This is a genomic window from Streptococcus sp. FSL E2-3494 (assembly GCF_038007085.1).
Lineage (GTDB): Bacteria > Bacillota > Bacilli > Lactobacillales > Streptococcaceae > Streptococcus > Streptococcus thermophilus.
In genome coordinates, this window is the sequence record NZ_JBBOWN010000001.1 from 516,595 (window position 1) to 535,060 (window position 18,466).

At 40.1% G+C, this 18,466-nt stretch carries 14 protein-coding genes and 4 pseudogenes; 12 read left to right on the top strand and 6 right to left on the bottom strand.

All coding sequences use genetic code 11. The annotated features are described in order from the left end of the window. Nucleotides 1-110 precede the first annotated feature (110 nt). On the top strand, nucleotides 111-2,378 hold the full coding sequence (locus NST05_RS02710; RefSeq protein ID WP_084829081.1) for a Xaa-Pro dipeptidyl-peptidase: 2,268 nt from the start codon (nucleotides 111-113) through the stop codon (nucleotides 2,376-2,378). A gap of 89 nt (nucleotides 2,379-2,467) precedes the next feature. On the opposite strand, the pseudogene NST05_RS02715 reads toward NST05_RS02710, so the two are convergent. The 3 genes and pseudogenes from NST05_RS02715 to NST05_RS02725 form a co-directional block, all read right to left on the bottom strand. After that, a pseudogene (locus tag NST05_RS02715) lies at nucleotides 2,468-3,717 on the bottom strand (ISL3 family transposase). Nucleotides 3,718-3,914: 197 nt separating this feature from the next. Further along, nucleotides 3,915-4,139, bottom strand: coding sequence for a CPBP family intramembrane glutamic endopeptidase (locus NST05_RS02720; RefSeq protein WP_255135309.1), 225 nt, complete (start codon nucleotides 4,137-4,139; stop codon nucleotides 3,915-3,917). Then, nucleotides 4,140-4,277, bottom strand: a complete 138-nt coding sequence (locus NST05_RS02725) for a hypothetical protein (RefSeq protein ID WP_223899682.1) — start codon at nucleotides 4,275-4,277, stop codon at nucleotides 4,140-4,142. 282 nt (nucleotides 4,278-4,559) lie between these two features. On the opposite strand from NST05_RS02725, the gene NST05_RS02730 reads away from it, so the two are divergent. The 8 genes and pseudogenes from NST05_RS02730 to NST05_RS02765 all read left to right on the top strand — a co-directional run bounded on the left by NST05_RS02730 (nucleotide 4,560) and on the right by NST05_RS02765 (nucleotide 10,633). Beyond that, the gene (locus NST05_RS02730; protein WP_084829080.1) at nucleotides 4,560-5,315 is read left to right on the top strand and encodes a CppA family protein; all 756 of its coding nucleotides are present in this window, start codon (nucleotides 4,560-4,562) and stop codon (nucleotides 5,313-5,315) included. Continuing rightward, nucleotides 5,315-6,271, top strand: a complete 957-nt coding sequence (locus tag NST05_RS02735) for a serine hydrolase domain-containing protein (protein WP_084829079.1) — start codon at nucleotides 5,315-5,317, stop codon at nucleotides 6,269-6,271. The genes NST05_RS02730 and NST05_RS02735 overlap by 1 nt, the downstream gene beginning before the upstream one ends. Before the next feature lie 201 nt (nucleotides 6,272-6,472). Next, nucleotides 6,473-7,123 carry an ABC transporter ATP-binding protein gene (locus NST05_RS02740; RefSeq protein WP_084829078.1) on the top strand — a complete coding sequence of 217 codons (651 nt, stop codon included), beginning with the start codon at nucleotides 6,473-6,475 and terminating at the stop codon, nucleotides 7,121-7,123. Continuing rightward, a complete protein-coding gene (locus NST05_RS02745; protein ID WP_084829077.1) occupies nucleotides 7,120-7,875 on the top strand; it encodes an ABC transporter permease in 756 nt (251 codons plus the stop codon). The genes NST05_RS02740 and NST05_RS02745 overlap by 4 nt, the downstream gene beginning before the upstream one ends. Nucleotides 7,876-7,950: 75 nt before the next feature. Beyond that, entirely contained in the window at nucleotides 7,951-8,637 is a 687-nt protein-coding gene (locus NST05_RS02750) for a hypothetical protein (protein ID WP_084829076.1), read from the top strand. Between the two features lie 87 nt (nucleotides 8,638-8,724). Beyond that, nucleotides 8,725-9,319, top strand: a pseudogene (locus NST05_RS02755) (site-specific integrase). A 480-nt stretch (nucleotides 9,320-9,799) separates the two neighbouring features. Further along, nucleotides 9,800-10,297: pseudogene (mobV, locus tag NST05_RS02760) on the top strand (MobV family relaxase); the annotation flags it as partial. 129 nt (nucleotides 10,298-10,426) lie between these two features. Further along, complete coding sequence (locus NST05_RS02765) at nucleotides 10,427-10,633, top strand: restriction endonuclease subunit S (protein ID WP_232694043.1); 207 nt, start codon at nucleotides 10,427-10,429, stop codon at nucleotides 10,631-10,633. 350 nt (nucleotides 10,634-10,983) lie between these two features. Here the strand turns inward: NST05_RS02765 and NST05_RS02770 are convergent, their stop codons facing one another. The 3 genes and pseudogenes from NST05_RS02770 to pflB form a co-directional block, all read right to left on the bottom strand. Continuing rightward, a complete protein-coding gene (locus tag NST05_RS02770; RefSeq protein ID WP_167740672.1) occupies nucleotides 10,984-11,436 on the bottom strand; it encodes a GNAT family N-acetyltransferase in 453 nt (150 codons plus the stop codon). Between the two features lie 50 nt (nucleotides 11,437-11,486). After that, nucleotides 11,487-12,268, bottom strand: a pseudogene (locus NST05_RS02775) (carbonic anhydrase). A 265-nt stretch (nucleotides 12,269-12,533) separates the two neighbouring features. Beyond that, nucleotides 12,534-14,843, bottom strand: coding sequence for a formate C-acetyltransferase (pflB, locus tag NST05_RS02780; protein ID WP_084829073.1), 2,310 nt, complete (start codon nucleotides 14,841-14,843; stop codon nucleotides 12,534-12,536). Nucleotides 14,844-15,120: 277 nt separating this feature from the next. Here pflB and dinB point away from each other — a divergent pair, with 277 nt between their 5' ends. From dinB to NST05_RS02795, 3 genes are all read left to right on the top strand, one after another. Next, nucleotides 15,121-16,224 (top strand): DNA polymerase IV, encoded by a 1,104-nt coding sequence (gene dinB / locus NST05_RS02785; protein ID WP_084829072.1) that lies wholly within the window; start codon nucleotides 15,121-15,123, stop codon nucleotides 16,222-16,224. 292 nt (nucleotides 16,225-16,516) lie between these two features. Beyond that, the gene (locus tag NST05_RS02790) at nucleotides 16,517-16,750 is read left to right on the top strand and encodes a hypothetical protein (protein ID WP_065972545.1); all 234 of its coding nucleotides are present in this window, start codon (nucleotides 16,517-16,519) and stop codon (nucleotides 16,748-16,750) included. 580 nt (nucleotides 16,751-17,330) lie between these two features. Then, the gene (locus NST05_RS02795; protein ID WP_084829071.1) at nucleotides 17,331-18,161 is read left to right on the top strand and encodes a transporter substrate-binding domain-containing protein; all 831 of its coding nucleotides are present in this window, start codon (nucleotides 17,331-17,333) and stop codon (nucleotides 18,159-18,161) included. Nucleotides 18,162-18,466: the final 305 nt, after the last annotated feature.

Below are 18,466 nucleotides of genomic sequence, written 5' to 3' on the forward strand. Positions count from 1 at the left end.
ATTTCCTTTCGATTTTACAATAATTTAGACATTTATCATTTTATCAGGTATAATGTCTGATGTAAAGATATTTCTGGAATATTTACGTATTATTTTTGAGGTTTTTGAATATGAAATTTAACCAGTTCAGTTACATCCCTGTTAGTCCTGAAACGGCTTATCAGGAACTCCGTTCTTTGGGCTTTGAAGTCTCTCTAGATGCTAGTGCCAAAGCCAATTTTGAATCCTTTGTTCGCAAGTACTTCCTTTTCTTTGAAGATACTGATTTGGCTTTGAAAAATTGGATTGCCGATCCAGAGACAGACCTCCTGTCCTTTTTCCAATCAGACCGTCCTTTGACTGCTGAAGTCTTTGGCTTAGTAGCCCTTCAACTGCTAGGATTTGTCCCTAATGTGGACTTTACCGACAGTGTTGCTTTTCTTGAGAAAATGGCCTTCCCAATTGCTTTTGATGGTAGCCTTAATAACCTTCACCAGTTGTTAGCGACACGCACACAATCTGGCAATACCTTAATTGATCAGTTAGTAGCCCAAGATTTAATCCCAATAAGTAATGACTACGTCTTCTTTAATGGTAAGAGCTTGGCAACATTTGACACTAATCAGCTTCACCGTGAAGTGGTTTATGTCGAAACACCTGTAGATACTGACAAAGATGGGCTGTTAGACCTAGTCAAGGTGACTATCTTACGTCCTAATGTTGACTTCCCAGTTCCAGCCATGATGACCGCAAGCCCTTATCAACAAGGGACTAATGAACCTTCCTCTGATAAACTGACCCACAAGATGGAGGGAGACTTGCTCGTCAAACCAGCTGGTAAGATTTCTCTTAGCCGTCCAGAAATTAAAGCACCAGAGGCAGACCTTACGCCTATCAACCCTGTCACAAAGGCTGAGGAGCGTTTTGCTCACACTGATACCTATACACTTAACGATTACATGTTGGCTCGTGGTGTGGCTTCTATCTATGTATCTGGTGTCGGTACTTTCAACTCGGAAGGTTTCATGACCTCTGGAGACTATCAACAAATTTTGGCCTATAAAGCTGTCATTGACTGGCTCAATGGTCGTGCACGCGCCTTTACTAGTCGTAGCAGACAGCATACAATCACTGCTGATTGGGCTTCTGGTAAGGTGACTACTACTGGACTTTCATATTTGGGTACTATGTCCAACGCCCTTGCTACAACTGGTGTTGACGGTTTGGAGATGGTTATTGCTGAAGCGGGTATTTCTTCTTGGTACGACTATTATCGTGAAAATGGACTCCTCGTTAGTCCTGGAGGGTACCCTGGTGAGGATCTCGATACCTTGACTGAATTCACCTATTCTCGTGCCCTATTAGCTGGAGAATACCTACGCCACCAAAAAGACTACGAGGCCCACCTCAATGAGCTAAGCACAGCTATTGATCGTAAGCATGGGGATTATAACCAGTTCTGGCATGACCGCAACTATGTGCAATTCGCAGACCGTGTCAAAGCTACTGTAGTCTTTACACACGGTAGCCAGGATTGGAATGTCAAACCAATTAATGTCTATCAAATGTTCAGAGCCCTTCCTAAATCTCTCGAAAAACACCTCTTCTTCCATAATGGTGCCCACGTTTACATGAATGCCTGGCAGTCTATTGACTTCCGAGAAAGCATGAACGCCTTAATTTGTCAGAAACTCCTTGGTTTAGATAATGGTTACACACTGCCTACAGTCATCTGGCAAAACAACCAGTCTGAACAGACCTGGGAAGTTCTCGATAACTTTGGTCATGATAATGGTAAACACATTCAGCTTGGTAAGGCAGAAGCTAGTATCGCTAACCATTACGAAGAGGAAATCTTTGCTAAGTACAGTAAGGCTTATCAAAGCTTTAAGGATGACCTCTTTATGGATAAAGCCAATGCCATCACTCTAGACTTTGAACTGGACCAAGACATCCAAATCAATGGTCGTGTCCACCTAGAGCTCAGGGTCAAGTCTAGCACAAACCGTGGTCTCATTTCGGCCCAAGTTCTGGAAATGGGAGATAAAAAATACCTAGCTCCAATACCTGAATTAAAACGCATGAATGTAGACAACGGCCGTCTCTTCAAGGAGGAAGCCTTACGTGAATTGCCATTCAAGCAGGCAAAATACCGTGTCATTACCAAAGGACACCTTAACCTGCAAAATCGCAAAGATCTCCTTAGCATTGAGAATGTCACTCCAAATGAATGGATGACTATCGGTTTGGACTTACAACCAACCATCTACAAACTCAACAAGGGCGACAAACTCCGACTCGTTCTCTATACCACAGACTTTGAGCACACTATTCGTGACAATAGTGACTATGAAGTGACTGTGGACCTAAGCCAAAGTAAGATGACATTGCCTTATTAATCTTTATCGCAAAAATTCCCACGAGATGATGACTCCCATGGGATTTTTTGGCTCTTTGTCAACTGTAGTGGGTGACGAAAAGCTAACATCTAGAGAGGACCGGATAGGTCCTTTTTTTATGTATGTTCAGTGTGATGAAGACACGCTTCTTAAAGTTGATAAAGTTTCTAAAACCGAAGCCCAAACGTTTGATGTCTTTGATCAACTTATTAGTCGCTTCAAGTTTCGCGTTTGAATAGTCCGTTTCTAGTGCGTTTTTGATGTATTGCTTGTGTCTAAGAAAAGTCCTAAAGACAGTTTGAAAATAATGATTGACCTTGCTCCTATTTTCCTCTATCAGTTCAAAGAACTCATCTACTCTCTTCTCCTGAAAGTGAAAAAGCAAAAGCTGATAAAGTGTATAGTAGTCAGTAAGCTCTTTTGAAAAAACTAGTGTCTTCGCAACAACTTCATGTGGTGCTAAAGTTTGGCGGAAAGTCTTTGAATAGAAAGAGTTGAGAGATAACTTACATCTGTCTTTTTGGAAGAGTCGCCAGTGATTTTTCAGGGCTCGATAGGGTAGTGACTTCTTATCGAACTGGTTCATAATTGCAATTCTTGTCTTTAAAAAGGCACGTCCAAGGTGCTGGATGATGTGGAAACGATCAAGAACGATTTTTGCGTTTGGAAAGAGCTTACGAGCCAGTGGAATATAAGCTCCAGACATATCCATCGTGATAAACTGTACCTGTTGTCGGACTTTCAGTGGATACTTCAAAAAGTAGTTTCGTATAGTAGTTTGGCGGCGATTATCAAGGATGGTTATGAGTTCGTTTGTCTCATAATTCTGCGCTACAAAAGCCAATTCCCCTTTCTTGAACCCAAACTCATCCCAGGACATAACAGCAGGGAGTTTGTCATAATGTTCCTTGAAAGTAAACTGATCAAGCTTACGATAGACAGTGGACGTCGACACGCGAAGTCTTCTTGCAATATCAGTTAGTGACACTTTCTCAGTTAGGAGTTGTGTAACTTTTTGTCGGACTAGATTGGAGATTTGGCAGTTTTTCTCAACGATAGATGTCTCAGCTACCGTGACACTTCTACAACTTTTACACTGGAAACGACGTTTTTTCAGACGTAGTAGAGTTGGCGTTCCCGCTTGCTCGAGAAGAGGGATTTTAGAAGGCTTTTGAAAGTCGTACTTGATCATCTTTCCATGGCAATGAGGACATGATGGTGCAGGGTAATCAAGTTTTGCTTGAATCTCGATATGAGTGTCAGTTTCAAAAACAAGTGAAATGTTGATATTTTGGTCTTTGATTCCGATTAATTCTGTGTTATTCTTAATAAGTCTCATAAGTTCTTCCTAATGATGGTTTGGTTGCTTTTCATTATAGTTCTTATGGGACTTTTTGTGTACACTCAAAAAGCTCTATAATCTCTACAGTAGTTTTACCCACTACAGAAATTATAGATCCAAAATCTGAAGCAAATGCTTCAGATTTTTTATGCTTAAAATTTTGAAAGTAGCAAAAACTGAGAAAGTTTTCTCAGTTACATGGGATTAGTCATTACTAGAATGGTAGCACCTAAGGTGAAAATATTCCATAGGATATGAAGCGAGATAGTTGCTGATAGATTTTCTCTTTTTTGGTAGACCATAGAGAGAGCCAATCCCATTTCAATATAGAGGAAGAGGGGAGCAAGGTTGGTGGGCATATGGAATAGGAAAAAGAGACTGGTACTCACTAAAGCAGTAACTATCGAATAAGGAGCCAACTAAGAGCAAACCGACTTACGAAAGAGTAGTTCTTGCAAGAAGGCTGTAGTCATCATGCTAATGGCTACTGGGAGGATAGACGTTGTCGTAAGAGTTCTTTGAAGTTCTGCATGGTAGTTGGTGTGGGTCAGTAGCATAAGATTACTCCCAATAACTCTCATCAAAAAATAAGAACAGCCCCCCAAGTAGTAAAAAGAATGCCTGATCGGCATGTCTAAACGCCAAATGTGATTGACGAAAGTTTTCAAAGTCTTTATTATATTCTAAAATGAAGAAATAGCGAGTCCTAAGGTAAAGATAATATAATGATTTTCCTAATTTATGTGAAAGAATGTAAAAAATTACAATCCTGTATTTTCTTAGGAAACTTCTTGTCACACAGACTCTTTTTGGATAAAATAGAAAAAATGGAGGGTATCATGACGCAATCAGGGAATCTTAAGTTTCACACACCAATTTTTCGTGTGAATAATAGACAAGAAAATATCGATTTTTACCAAAATACGTTAGGATTTAAGCTTTTGACTGAGGAAAATGCTCTTGCTGTCTTCACTGACTGGTCAGAACGTAACTCACTTTTTGTAATTGAGGAGTCTCCAGCTTACCGTTTCCGTGCAGTTGAAGGTCCTAAGAAAATTAATAAAGTGGTCATTAAGGTTTCAAATCCACTTGAGATTGAGTACCTTTTGGCGCGTGATGATAATCAAGCTAAGGCTATTTTCCAAGGGGAAAATGGTTACGCTTTTGAGACTATCTCACCAGAAAATGGTCTTATTTTGGTGCATGCCGAAGATGATTTATCAACTCTAAAGACAGTCGAGTACGCAGATGTTGAAGAAAAAAAAGATTTTAAAGGAGTTTCAGATTTTACTGTTCAGTCTTTGACTTTGAATGTTGTCGATACGGCTCAAGCGGCTTTTTTCTACGATAATCTGTTTGGCGAAGAATTGCCTTTATCTATCCACTTTGAAAAGGCAGAAGGTCCGGACCTTCAAGTAAGTTCAGATCAAACTTGGGATTTGGAAGTTCTAGAATTTAAGGTAGCTGAAGACTATGATTTGGCTGCCTTGCATGAGAAACTTGACAAGGAACAGTTCTCAAGTTATCTAGATCCTAAAGGAAGTCTACTCGCACTGACTGATATGAGTAATATTGAGGTTTGGTTAACAAAATAATGACTAATTTCAAACAAACATTGTTAACAATTACAGACTACATCAAGGCTGACATCTTCCCGGGTGCCAGCCTTGCACTCTATGACGGAAAGAATTGGCAAGAGTACTACTGTGGTACTCAGGATGGAAAGAATCCAGTAATTCCAGATTTAACCTATGATCTAGCTAGTGTCTCTAAGGTCGTGGGAGTTGGGACTCTTTGTATCTTCTACTTACAGTCAGGAAAACTGGATTTGGATGAGAAGTTCTCCACCTATTATCCTGAAGTAGCAGACAAGACGCTAACCCTTCGTCAGCTTCTTTCTCATAGTAGCGGAATTGATCCTTTTATTCCAAATCGTGATGAATTAGACCAAAAAGGATTGATTGCTGCAATAAATGCCATCAAAGTTAAGTCTGATAAACCATTCTTGTATACAGATATTAACTTTATTCTCCTGGGCTTGATGCTTGAGAAATTATTTGGACAAAGACTGGACAGGCTTTTTGACAGCGAAATTTTCCAACCTTTTGGTATGATTGACACACAGTTTGGTCCAGTTGACCTTGCTGTTCCAACTGTAGAGGGAATTCCGGGAGGAACTGTTCACGATCCCAAGGCTCGAGTGCTCAAAGAGCACACAGGTTCAGCAGGTCTCTTTTCAACCCTAAAGGACTTGGAAATCTTTGTTAACCATTATTTGAAGGATGATTTTGCTAAAAATCTGACGCAAAATATCAGTCAATCCAAGAAGGAGCGTAGTGTCGCGTGGGACCTTCAAGGCGATTGGATTATTCATACTGGTTATACAGGTACCTTTGTGCTTATCAATATCCCTCGTCAACGTGCGGGGATTTTCCTCAGTAATCGTACCTATTACAAGGATGAGAGGGCTCAATGGATTAAGGACAGAGATGCTTTGATTGAGATAATGAAGAAGGAGTTGGTTTGTGAAATGGTCGATCAAGGAAAATAATGATAAATTAAAAGTTCAATTAGAACCCCTCCGTAGTTATACGGAACACTTTGACTCAGGTATGATTCATAGGGCTTTGCCAATGGCTACACAGGTTCGTGTATTAATACATCAAACAGATAAGTCCAATTTATTGACTTCTGAGCACTTTTTCATCCGGCTGTTGTCGGCGCCGATCATTGTGCGATCGGGGGTGGGCGTATGAATTCATTGATTAGTTTAGAAAAAGTTAATTATAAAATCGCTGATCAACATATTTTACATGATATTGATTGGCAGATTCCAGCTGGGGCTCATATTACATTGACGGGACCATCCGGTGGTGGGAAAAGTACGTTATTGCGGATCATTGCGTCCATGATTTCTAAAACAAGTGGGACCTTGATTTTTGATGGGCAGCCGATTGAAAGTTATGACCCAACCATGTATCGGCGGCAAGTCTCATATTGTTTCCAACAACCGACGTTATTTGGTGAGACGGTGGCAGATAACTTAGCTTTCCCGTACCAAATTCGTAAGCAAGTCATGGATACGCAACGAGTGGTAACGGCGTTAAATAATGTTGGGCTGTCCGAACGAACCCTGCATCAGCCGATTATCGAGCTTTCCGGTGGTGAGCGGCAGCGGGTCGCGCTGATTCGCAATATCTTATTCTTACCAAAAGTGTTGTTATTAGATGAGGTGACAGCTGGTTTGGATGAAAATAATAAGCAAATCGTACACGCCTGGTTACGACAGTTAAATGAGCAGGATCACGTGACAACGATCATGATTACTCATGACGCGACAGAGATTGCTGCGGCAGATCAATTAGCGAAAGTGATTGCTGGCAGATTGGAGGTGCACGCATGAATTTAGCAGTTAATAATACGTCGCTATTTTTGGCAGCAATGTTAGTGCTCGTCGCGTTAGGAATTAGTTTGTGGCAGAAACTTGGCTTGGATAGGGACATCGTCATTGGTGTCGTGCGGGCTGTTGTACAACTATTTATCGTGGGTTACTTGCTAAAGTATATTTTCCGAGTCAACAATTTGTGGCTAACGCTGGCGATGATGGGCTTCATTATCTTCAATGCGGCTTGGAATGCGAAAAAACGGGGGGCGGGGATTGACCATGCATTAGCCATTTCGTTATTAGCCATTTTTGTTAGTACAGGGGTAACACTCGGCGTCCTCGTGCTATCTGGTGCGATTAAGTTTGTGCCATCGCAAATGATTTCCATTTCTGGTATGATTGCGTCGAATTCAATGGTCGCAGTTGGGCTGGCTTATCGCAGCCTCAATAGTCAGTTTCATGACCAGTGGCAAGGTGTGCTTGAATGGTTGGCGTTAGGGGCTGGTCTACTTGATGCTTCGATTGCCATCGTGCGTGAGGCGATTCGTACGGGGATGTCACCAACCATTGATTCGGCAAAGACTGTGGGTCTAGTCAGTCTGCCAGGGATGATGTCCGGTTTGATCTTTGCAGGGGTCAATCCAGTACGGGCCATTAGGTATCAAATTATGGTCACGTTCATGCTCTTATCAGCGACTAGTTTGGGGTCAGTCATTGCGTGCTATTTAGCTTACCGTAATTTCTATAATGAACAAAAACAGTTGAAGTAATGACTCCTGATTGCAGTCCCGCGGGGAGTCCTTTATGATGGAAGCTGAAATAAAACTTAATGCGGGGGTATTGATGTGAATGACGCAGCGGTTTGGGTTCCAGTTCCAGCAATGTTTTACTGGGGCTGGTTAGTACCACTCATATTTGGAACCATTTTTGGTTGGCGTTATCATCGCAATAAGGTTCGCCTAGGTAACGGTATTTGGTTTTCGCTATTTTTCTATTCTTTTTTAACCATGCTGGCGATTACAATTTTAGGTAGCAATATCCACTGGTTGATCATTATCAGTGGGGCGTTGTTTGTGTTGCTGATTCTGTTGATTGGGCTGATTTTTACCTTACAAGCTATCTTGCTCTTATGGAATGCGTGGATCATGTGGCGTCATGAGAGTCATACATTGGCGAATATGCTGACCTTGTACTTGGGACTGGGCATTCTGGTTTTGCCATTTTTAGGCAATCTGTTGAGTAGTCATGTGCCGCAGCCCGTGAGTTATTTTTTGACGGTATTTCCGAATCTGGTCATTTTTTACCTTGGTTTTTTGTTTTATAACTATCTGACGATGCTGACGATTTATCAATTCAATTGGCCCCGTCTGCGACAAGATTATATTATTGTGCTTGGGGATGGCTGGGCGGAGACGCAATCGAAGACGACCTTGCAAAATATGCAGTTTAGTAAGCAATTGATTGCACAGGGACCTGCTAAAAATCCACGCACGATTTTTGTTACAAATAATTACGGTAGATTGCAAATTTAATCCGAATTTTTTGACAAATTGGTCATTCATTGACAAAAGTGAACTAATTATAGGCAAGGACTGTTCTATTATTGAGGTTAAATAGATATGCAACAAATCGTACTCCCAATCAAAGACTCTAACGTCTTAAAAATGGTGCAAGACACCTTACCAGATAGTTTTCGGGCAGGTCGCCGTAACTACACCATCTTTCAAGTTGGCAAAGCCACCCTGCTGCGGGTGAGTGATGTGATGACATTAAAGAAATCCGATATCTATAATTCAGATGGCTCTGTTAAACACACGGCCTTTATTCATGATAAAAAGACGGGTAAAGCGAACACGTTATATTTAAAGCCCGTGCAACAAGACTTGCTGCAATATCATGATTGGCTAGTCCAAGAAAATATCAATTCTGAGTGGTTATTTCCCTCGACATCCCATCATAATCGACATATCACCGAGCAAACAGTTTTATAAAGTGATGGCGCGTGTTGGCGATCTACTAAGCATTAACTATCACTATCTAGGCACCCATACCATGCGCAAAACAGGCGCCTATCGCGTATACACGCAGTCGAATTACAACATTGGTTTAGTCATGCATTTATTGAATCACTCAAGTGAAGCCATGACGTTAACTTATCTTGGTTTAGATCAAGCTAGCCGGGAGACCATGTTAGATCAAATTGATTTTGGTTAAATATTTTAATTACAACTACAGCTATAGTTACACCTGTAATTGTAGTTGTAATTAAAATTTCCTTATCCTGAATACTGATCATAATTTTTGATTGAGATGATTACGATGAGGAATATATACGCACTCAGAATAAGTTGAGGTAGATACAGATACTATCTCAACTGATTTTTTTATGTGGTTAAGCTGACACCAGCTTGCCCCATGCGGGTAGCGTTCTGCATGACATGCTCCCACTGAAGGTGATCCTGCAATGATAAATTGCCCTGTCACGGCGTGACCCGCCGGAGGTTTTACAAGCCGGATAAGTGGCGCTGTAAAATAGCAGTTTCCCCAGAAGGAAGGGGAAACGCTACTGTCAGCGCTTGTCGATGACGCGCCTCGCAGAGCCTGTCCAAAATATCATTTTGGTATAACAGCTATACCAGATTTTTAACGGTGTTATCCTGGTCTTGGAAAATCTTTTTCGAGGAGGCATTTTTGATGGCGCATTTAAAGAAAAATACGCGTGGCGCAGTCCCTGGTTTAGCGGTCCATTTTGAACGTAAAACTGACCATCACACTAACAAAGAAATTGATGTGTCGAAAACCTATCTGAATCAAGAGCTCCTGGCTGATGGTTCTGATATGCTCTCACGATTCAATGCGCGTTTAAATGACGTTTATTGCATGCAAAGAGACGATGTAAAGGCGTTAGCCACTTGGATTGTCACTTTACCTGAAGAACTCGCAGAAGCGCCCTACGAGCAACAAAGCGCCTTTTTTGAAGAAACCACCAATTTTCTTAATGAACGTTATGGTCAAGAAAATACCGTGGCCGCTGTCATGCATTATGACGAAACAACCCCTCACTTGCACTATGCCTTTGTCCCCGTTGTTTTTGATAATAAAAAATCACGTTATAAAGTCTCGGCTAAAGAAGTGCTCACGCGCCATGATCTGCAAACCTTTCATGATGATTTAGATCAAGACCTAAAAAGGTGCTGCTATAATGACCAATAAAGTACGTATGTTGGGAGAAGATAGTTACATGGATACTAATATGATGGCCCTAGAACCAAAAGGTATTGATCCTGAGTATCGCTCTATACTTTTATCAATAAGACAGGATTGTACAAGATTGTAGACACATCAACTATTCCCCAAATCAATAATAAACACATCGAACCTTACTTATTATTAATTCCCAGCTTAGAAGAGCAACATAAAATCGGCTCATTCTTCAAACAGCTAGACGAGACTATCGCTCTTCATCAACGTAAGTTGGATTTGTTGAAAGAACAGAAAAAAGGCTTTTTACAAAAAATGTTTGTTTAGGGTCCATAATTATATAATGACCCCTAGGAAAGACTACTAAAACAGCCCCCATTATCTAATAATAGTTAGATAACGGGGGTTGTTTTTTTATAAAATGATATAATACTCCCTAGATAGGAGAAAACGTATGTCTAGACAAAAACGGTCGAGTAGACACTCTAAGAAAAGAAAGCTTGTCTCTTGTTTTTTTGGTTTACATGGGAGTGTTTGTACTTTTTTTAAAAGGATAGAAATACTGGAAAAAGATTGTAGAGCTATTAAAAAAAGAAAATGTGGCAGTTCTTGCTATCGAGCATGGCTATTCTATATTTTCAACAAAAGAAGAAGCTTAAGCAGAGTTGATCTACTGCTTAAGCTTTTTTACTTATTAAGGACTTTTCAACCGTAATGTGTTGGATACCAGCTTCTTCGAAGATTTGGCCGACTTCTTGATAGCCATTATTGAGATAGAACTTAAGTGCCCCTAGTTGGGCATGGAGAGAAATAGATTTGAAGCCCTGCTCTTGAGCGAAATCTTCAGCCTCTTTTAGGAGGATGCTACCCAGACCTTGACCTTGGTAGTCGTCGAGCACGGCCATGCGTTGGAGTGTAACTTGTGTCAAGTCTATGTTAGGAAGTAGTCGTACGGTTGCTGTAGCCTGGCCCTTGTCATCATAGAGGACAAAGTGAATGCAGTAGGCTTCATTGGCATCAATATCGATGAAGCGAGGAACTCCTTGTCCCTTAACGAAAACGGTGTTTCGAATAGCCACAGCATCTAGATAAGTCTCTGAAAGTGTATCTCTTGTATGTTTGATAATCATAGGAATAGTGTAGCAAAGATTATAGTCTATCATCAAGCTTTTGATAGGTTTTATGCTTTAATTTTTCGGCCGTTTGCATCTTGGATAGGACGGTTATTTTCAAATCCAAGAGTTTGAGAGAATTTTTCCACCTGTTCCTTACTAACAGTTTCTTGGCTTTTGAAGACAATCCAGTTAACGCCTTTAGTAAAAGGCGATGTTGTCAATGAGCCTTCAAAGTTGTAATAGTCCTTGTTTTCAGGATAGAAATCATCAGGTGAGATAGCCTGAGATAAATCCGTTTCAGTATTGGCGGCTTGAGGCATTTTATCCCAGATTAATTGCAAGGCTTGGTTTTTGTCTCCATAGTCATAGAGAGCTGAGACAACTGTGATTTTTCCATTATCCGTCTTGTAGACGAAATGCCCTTCGAGAGGATAGGTTTTGCCATTTATTTCATTCTAAGCTGGTGCGTGAAAATGGAATTGTTGCAACTTGTAAACTTCCTTACTAATCGTTATGGTATTCTTTGGATTTTTAAAGCTGACTTCAATGGTGTGACCGTTGTTCTTAACATGGGCTTCTGATTCTTGATTATTAAGGTTTAGTTCTGGAAAATCAACGTCCTCAGCTCCGGTGATATTAATGGGAGATTGTTCCTTACCCGTCTTGCTGAGTTCATAATCTTTAGAAAGGTCACCCCAATGTTCAGGACCAGTTATACCCGTATATCCCATTGGACCTCTTGAGACTTAGAGGTTTTACTTTTAGTTTCAGACTGGCAGGATACGAGTAGGATGGTAGCTGCTATAAGAGACAATAATCCAATTAGCTTAAAACTTTTCTTATTCATCTTTTCTCCCTATAGGCTGTTATTTTTGTCATGACTGCTAGTTGACCTGTTATTTGTAAACTAGCAGTCAGACGGTGACAGGGTGATATTTCTCTAAGGTACTTCTGAAAGTGAAGTGTTTTGAGATACCAAACGAAAATGCTTTTATTTTATAGCTAATCCGAGAAAAAGTCAAATGTAAATTATAGTAGATTTAGAAAAATATAATGAAAGCTAGTTTTTGGCAAAAATAAAAGAACCCGCTATTGCGAGCTCTTTTATTGTTTTATCCCAAAGCATCGTCCGTTGAAAGAACTTCGTGGAAGACACGTTGTGTCAATTCAGTTTTTTGTTCTGGAGTGAGGTATTTAGTGTTTACACAGTATCCAGAGATACGTACGATAACATCTTCACCGCTCATGATCTTTTTGTAAACAGCTGACAAGTCCATAACGTTCAAGTTAAGGTGTTGTCCACCGTTTTCGAAGTATCCGTCAAGGATAGTTACCAAGTTATCAACCTGTTCATCGAATGTTTTACCAAGGGCACGTGGAGAAACTTGAGTTGTAAGTGAGATACCATCTGCAGCGTATGAGAAGTCAAGGCTTGCAAGTGAGTTCAAGTTTTGCAACCAACCACCACGAGCCTTGTTAGATGGATTAGCACCTGGAGAGAAGAATTCAAGTTTAGAAAGGTTCACAGTACCATCTTCGTTAAGGTAAACACCTTTGTGGACCGGAGAGTTACCAGTTTGTTTAGAGTAAGCAACGTTAGAAGTGATTGTAAGAAGTGAAACTGTAGCTTCTGCATCTTTGTAGAGTTTGTGGCTACGAAGACGAGTAGTGTAAGCTTCAATCAACCATTCTGCCAATTCGTTTGAACGTGGGTCATCTTCACCCCAACGTGGGTATTCACCGATTGTTTCGTAGTCGTAGATGTAGCCATCTTCGTCACGGATTGTTTTAACTGTAGCGTACTTGATAGCTGCCAATGTATCAACAGTATTGGCAAAACCACAGATACCGAATCCCATGTTAGCACGTTGTTTAGTTGGCAAGAAGGCCATTTGGACAGCTTCGTAGTTGTACTTATCAGTCATGTAGTGGATGATGTTAAGGGCATCTACGTAAGTGTCAGTCAACCAGTCAAGAGATTTTTCTAAGTTAGCTTTAATAGTGTCAAAGTCAAGAACTTCATCACGGACTGGATCGATGTCAAATACTTTGTAGTCTTTATGAACATCGTCGTAACCACCGTTCAAACCAGTAAGAAGGGCTTTAAGAACGTTAACACGAGCACCAAAGTATTGGATGTTGTGACGTTGTTCTTCATTTTCTGGGTCAAGTGGTGATACACAACATGAGATACATGACATTTCACCATAACCGTCTTTAGCCATTGTTGTCACACCTTCGTATTGGATTGAAGAGTGTTTGTGTGACATTTTCATACAGTAGCGACGGAATGGATATGGCAATTTGTCAGTCCAGAGAACTGTCAAGTTTGGTTCTGGAGCGTTACCAATATTATCAAGTGTGTTCAAGAAACGGTAGTCCATTTTAGTAACACGGTGACGTCCGTCAGCACCCATACCAGCCATAGAAGTTGTGATGAATGTTGGGTCACCTGAGTAAAGTTCGTCGTAAGCTTTTGTACGTGCGAATTTTACAGTACGAAGTTTCAAGACAAAATCATCAACGAATTCTTGGATTTCTGATTCAGTGTAAGTACCACGAGCAAGGTCACGTTCTGAATATATGTCAAGGACGATTGGCACACGACCAAGTGAAGTAGCCGCACCATTGATAACACGACATACAGCCATAAAAGCAATGTTTGTCCATTGGATAGCTTCTTTAGTATCGAAGGCTGGACGACGAACATCTACACCGTAAAGGTCACCAAGGCGAACAACATCTTGAAGTGCTTGGTATTGAAGGTTAACTTCTTCACGAAGACGAATAGTTTCTTCGTTGATTTCTTCGATAGAGTTCCAGTCGTTTACTTTTTCTTGCATCAAGAAGTCAGCACCGTAAAGAGCAAGGCGAGCATAAACACCGATGATACGTCCACGAGAGTAAGCATCTGGAAGTCCAGTTACAGTGTGTGCGTGACGTGCACGACGGATATTTGATGTATAAGCACGGAAGATACCGTCATTTACTGTAGTTACATGTTTTGTAAAAATTTCGTGAACAGCTGGATCAGGTTCATAGCCATGTTCCTTGAGAGCTGTTTCTGCCATACGAATTCCGCCTTTTGGCATGAAATTCAATTTGAATAACTCATCATTTTGAATACCGTAGATTAGTTCGTCGTCTTTTGAAATATAGCCGGCAGGAATATCTGCAATTGATGTCGGACGAGTATCCATTGGGAAACGAGTTTCTTCGTAGTGAGCTTTAGTTTCTTCAATGATTTTTTTGATTTTAAGTGAGCGTTCAGTTGGTCCTGCAAGGAAGCTTTCATCACCATCATATGGTGTGTAGTTTGCTTGTACGAAGCGAGACACACTTGCTTTTTCTTTCCAGTCAGTTCCTTTAAAGCCTTCCCACGCTTTTTCAAAAACATCTGTGTTAGTTTTAACCGTTGCCATAGTTTGGATCTCCTATAGTACTTTCTAGAGAATGTAACAAAATCATCTGTTACATTCTCTAGAAGTATTATATCATACAGTAACCGCTTACATAACTTTAAAACTCCGTTTTTAGAGACATTCTTTTATAATACAGTTTTGAAAACAATAAATCTGTATTATAAATTTCTATTTTTTGATAGATTTTGGTATCATAAGGGGAGAATGCTTTGTAGTCCTAAAGTTTTATGTGAAAAGCTTTACAATGAGATAAATCTGAGAAAGGAGGCAGGGAGCCATGTTAGAGTTTCCTCTAATAAATGATACCAGTCGGAAAATCATCCATATTGACATGGACGCCTTTTTTGCTCAGGTTGAGATGAGGGATGACCCCAGTCTTAAGGAAAAGCCAGTTATTATCGGTCACGATCCTAGAAAAACAGGGGGACGTGGTGTGGTATCAACCTGTAATTACGAGGCTAGAAAATATGGTGTCCATTCAGCCATGTCTTCTAAGGAAGCCTATGAACGTTGTCCTAACGCTGTCTTTATCTCAGGAAATTATAGCCATTACCGAGAGGTAGGGATGCAAATTCGCGAGATTTTTAAACGCTATACCGACTTGGTTGAGCCTATGTCTATCGATGAAGCCTATCTTGATGTGACGATAAATAAGCTTGGTATCAAATCAGCGGTTAAGGTAGCCAAGTTTATCCAGTATGATATCTGGCAGGAACTCCATCTGACTTGTTCAGCAGGCGTTTCCTATAATAAATTTATCGCCAAACTCGCCTCTGATTTTCAAAAGCCTGCTGGTTTGACGGTGGTATTGCCAGAGGAAGCTCAGGACTTTTTGGAAAAGCTACCCATTGAAAAGTTTCATGGGGTAGGTAAAAAGTCAGTTGAACGTCTTCATGACATGGACATCTACACCGGTGCCGATCTTCTGAAAATTTCTGAGACAACCTTAATAGACCGCTTTGGACGTTTTGGCTTTGACCTCTTTCGCAAGGCTAGAGGCATTTCCAATAGCCCAGTAAAGCCTAATCGTGTCCGTAAATCTATCGGAAGTGAGCGAACCTATGGTAAGCTCCTGTATAATGAAGATGACATCAAGGCTGAGTTGACTAAAAATGCTAAACGGGTAGCGGAAAGCGCCCAGAAAGCTAAAAAAGTCGGTCGTATCATTGTCATCAAGGTTCGTTATTCGGACTTCTCAACCCTAACCAAACGTATGACCTTGGACAAATCAACCCAGGATTTTGACACCATCGATAGGATTTCTCATAGTATTTTTGATCAGCTGGAGGAAAATAGTAGTGGCGTTCGCCTGCTTGGTGTTACGCTGACAGGTTTGGAAGACCAAGAAGGTAGACAGTTAGACTTAGACGATTTGGCGTGATTCGTGATTATATAATAGTAGAGTTTTGACTTTTTGCGTTACTAGTTGACCTTAAAGCATCATTAGACCTGTGCTATCTTAATTAGTAAGTAATAGAAATGAGATAATAAAAGTAATGAAAAAGTTTTTACGTATCTGGGCTTGATTTTAGCAACATGCTTGGTTCTTGTAGCCTGTGCTTCAAATAAGTCAGCTGAAAAGAAAAAACGAATCAACTTCGACATAACGTGTCAAGGCTAATACTAAGACACCAACTCAAGTGTTTTCAAAGTTTCTCAGGGTAAGCCGTAATATGATTGGCAAGATTCAGGACTATAAACTGAAGGAAGTGAAAGTCAAGAAAGATGAAGCAACAGTGACTTTTACTTCACTCTCTGTTAGTTTCCATGGAGCTGAAGCTGCTGTTCGTACTCTCCTTATGAGTCCCTATGGTATTAATATTGACAAGTTGAAGTACTGGAACCAATCTGATAAGAGTAATGATGAAAAGGGTAAGGGCAAAGATCTCACAACAAAGTTCCTTTAGTGTGAAAACTTTAACGGTGATTTAACGCAATTTAAGGATATTGATAAAGAATTGTTCTGTATACCTTTGACAGGTTCAGATAATTTGGAAAGGAACTTCAATTTATCGAAGATAATGGGGTCAACTGGACTATCTCTACAAAAAATTATAAAGAACTTGTCGAGGATCTGGTTGACCATGCTGAATCAGGAAATAAAGCCGTTTACGCTGAACGTATCCATAAGGATTTGTCAGACTATCAACCTGAAGATAGTAGCGACTCAAGTAATAAGTTATCAGGTAAGGACAAGTAGTGTGGATAATAGATTATTTTTAGTTGTTTTCTCTCTTAGGATTATATAGGAGTGATAAGATGATAGTATTTCACATGAATATTAGACAATCAATATAATATAATGTAGTAAGTTAAAGATGAAAAGAGTTGTTACTGGTATGGTAACTTTTTTCTATCTTGTTATTTCTACCCTCACCCCTATAACCATTTTCTATCACCACTTAGGTTTTTATTATTAGACGAGTTGGGATAAATATGGTAAACTGTCATCACTTACTATTAATAAAAGTATTGAGGAATATAGATATGAAAAAATGGCTTGCAGGCATAGGGATTCTTGGTTTGTCGGTTTTGACTTTGGCAGCTTGTGGAAACAAAGGTGACAGTAAGGTATCTGGTGAAAAGCAGACGATTACTGTTGCGACTGACTCTGATACGGCACCTTTCACTTTTAAAAAAGGTGATGACTTCAAGGGTTATGATATTGATTTGGTAAAGGCTGTTTTTAAGGATTCAGACAAGTATGAGGTCAAGTTTGTAACGACGCCTTTTGATTCCATCTTGACAGGGGTGGATTCTGGACGTTATCAGATTGCAGCTAATGATTTTAACTACAATGAAGAGCGTGCACAGAAATATAGTTTTTCAGATCCAATTTCACGTTCTAACTATGCAATCATCAGTGCTGAGGGTACAAAGTATACTAGCCTAGACGATTTGTCTGGTAAGACAACAGAAGTGCTTCCTGGCACTAACTACGCTCAGTTGCTTGAAAACTGGAACCACGCCAATGCGGACAAGACACCAATTACAATCAATTACGCTTCTAGCTCGACGGGTCTTTCAACACGCGTTCAACACATTCAAGAAGGAAAAATTGATTTTATCCTTTATGATGCCATTTCGTCTGAGTACATTGTTAAAGATCAAGGCTATAAGTTGGCTGTAAACAAGCTTAAAGACGATATCGGTATGAAGACTGATGGTCTTGAATACCTTATTTTCTCAAAAAATAAGCAAGGTAAGGAACTCAAGACTTTTGTCAATAAACGTATCAAAGAGCTTAAGAAGGATGGAACCCTTGCCAAACTCAGTAAGGAATACTTCGGTGGCGATTACGTCAGTGATTTGAAATAAGACTGTTAAAAGTTGAGACTGCTGTCTCAGCTTTTTGACGTTAATAAAGCTGAATTATCAGTGATATGATTTCCTTATCACTTTGATAAGAAAAGACTATTTCACAGACTTTCTGAGTCGTGCTAAAATGAATATTATAAAATTTATGATAAGATATTTGAACGGTTAGCACTAGGCTAACCGACTTTTTTAGAAAGAAAGGGCGACATTGTGAAAAAGAGTATAGAAGCATTTAATCGGTCACCTTGGTATCTTCAAGTTATCCTTGGCTTGGTTGGTTTGGCAGTAGCTGTTGCTTTAGCCAT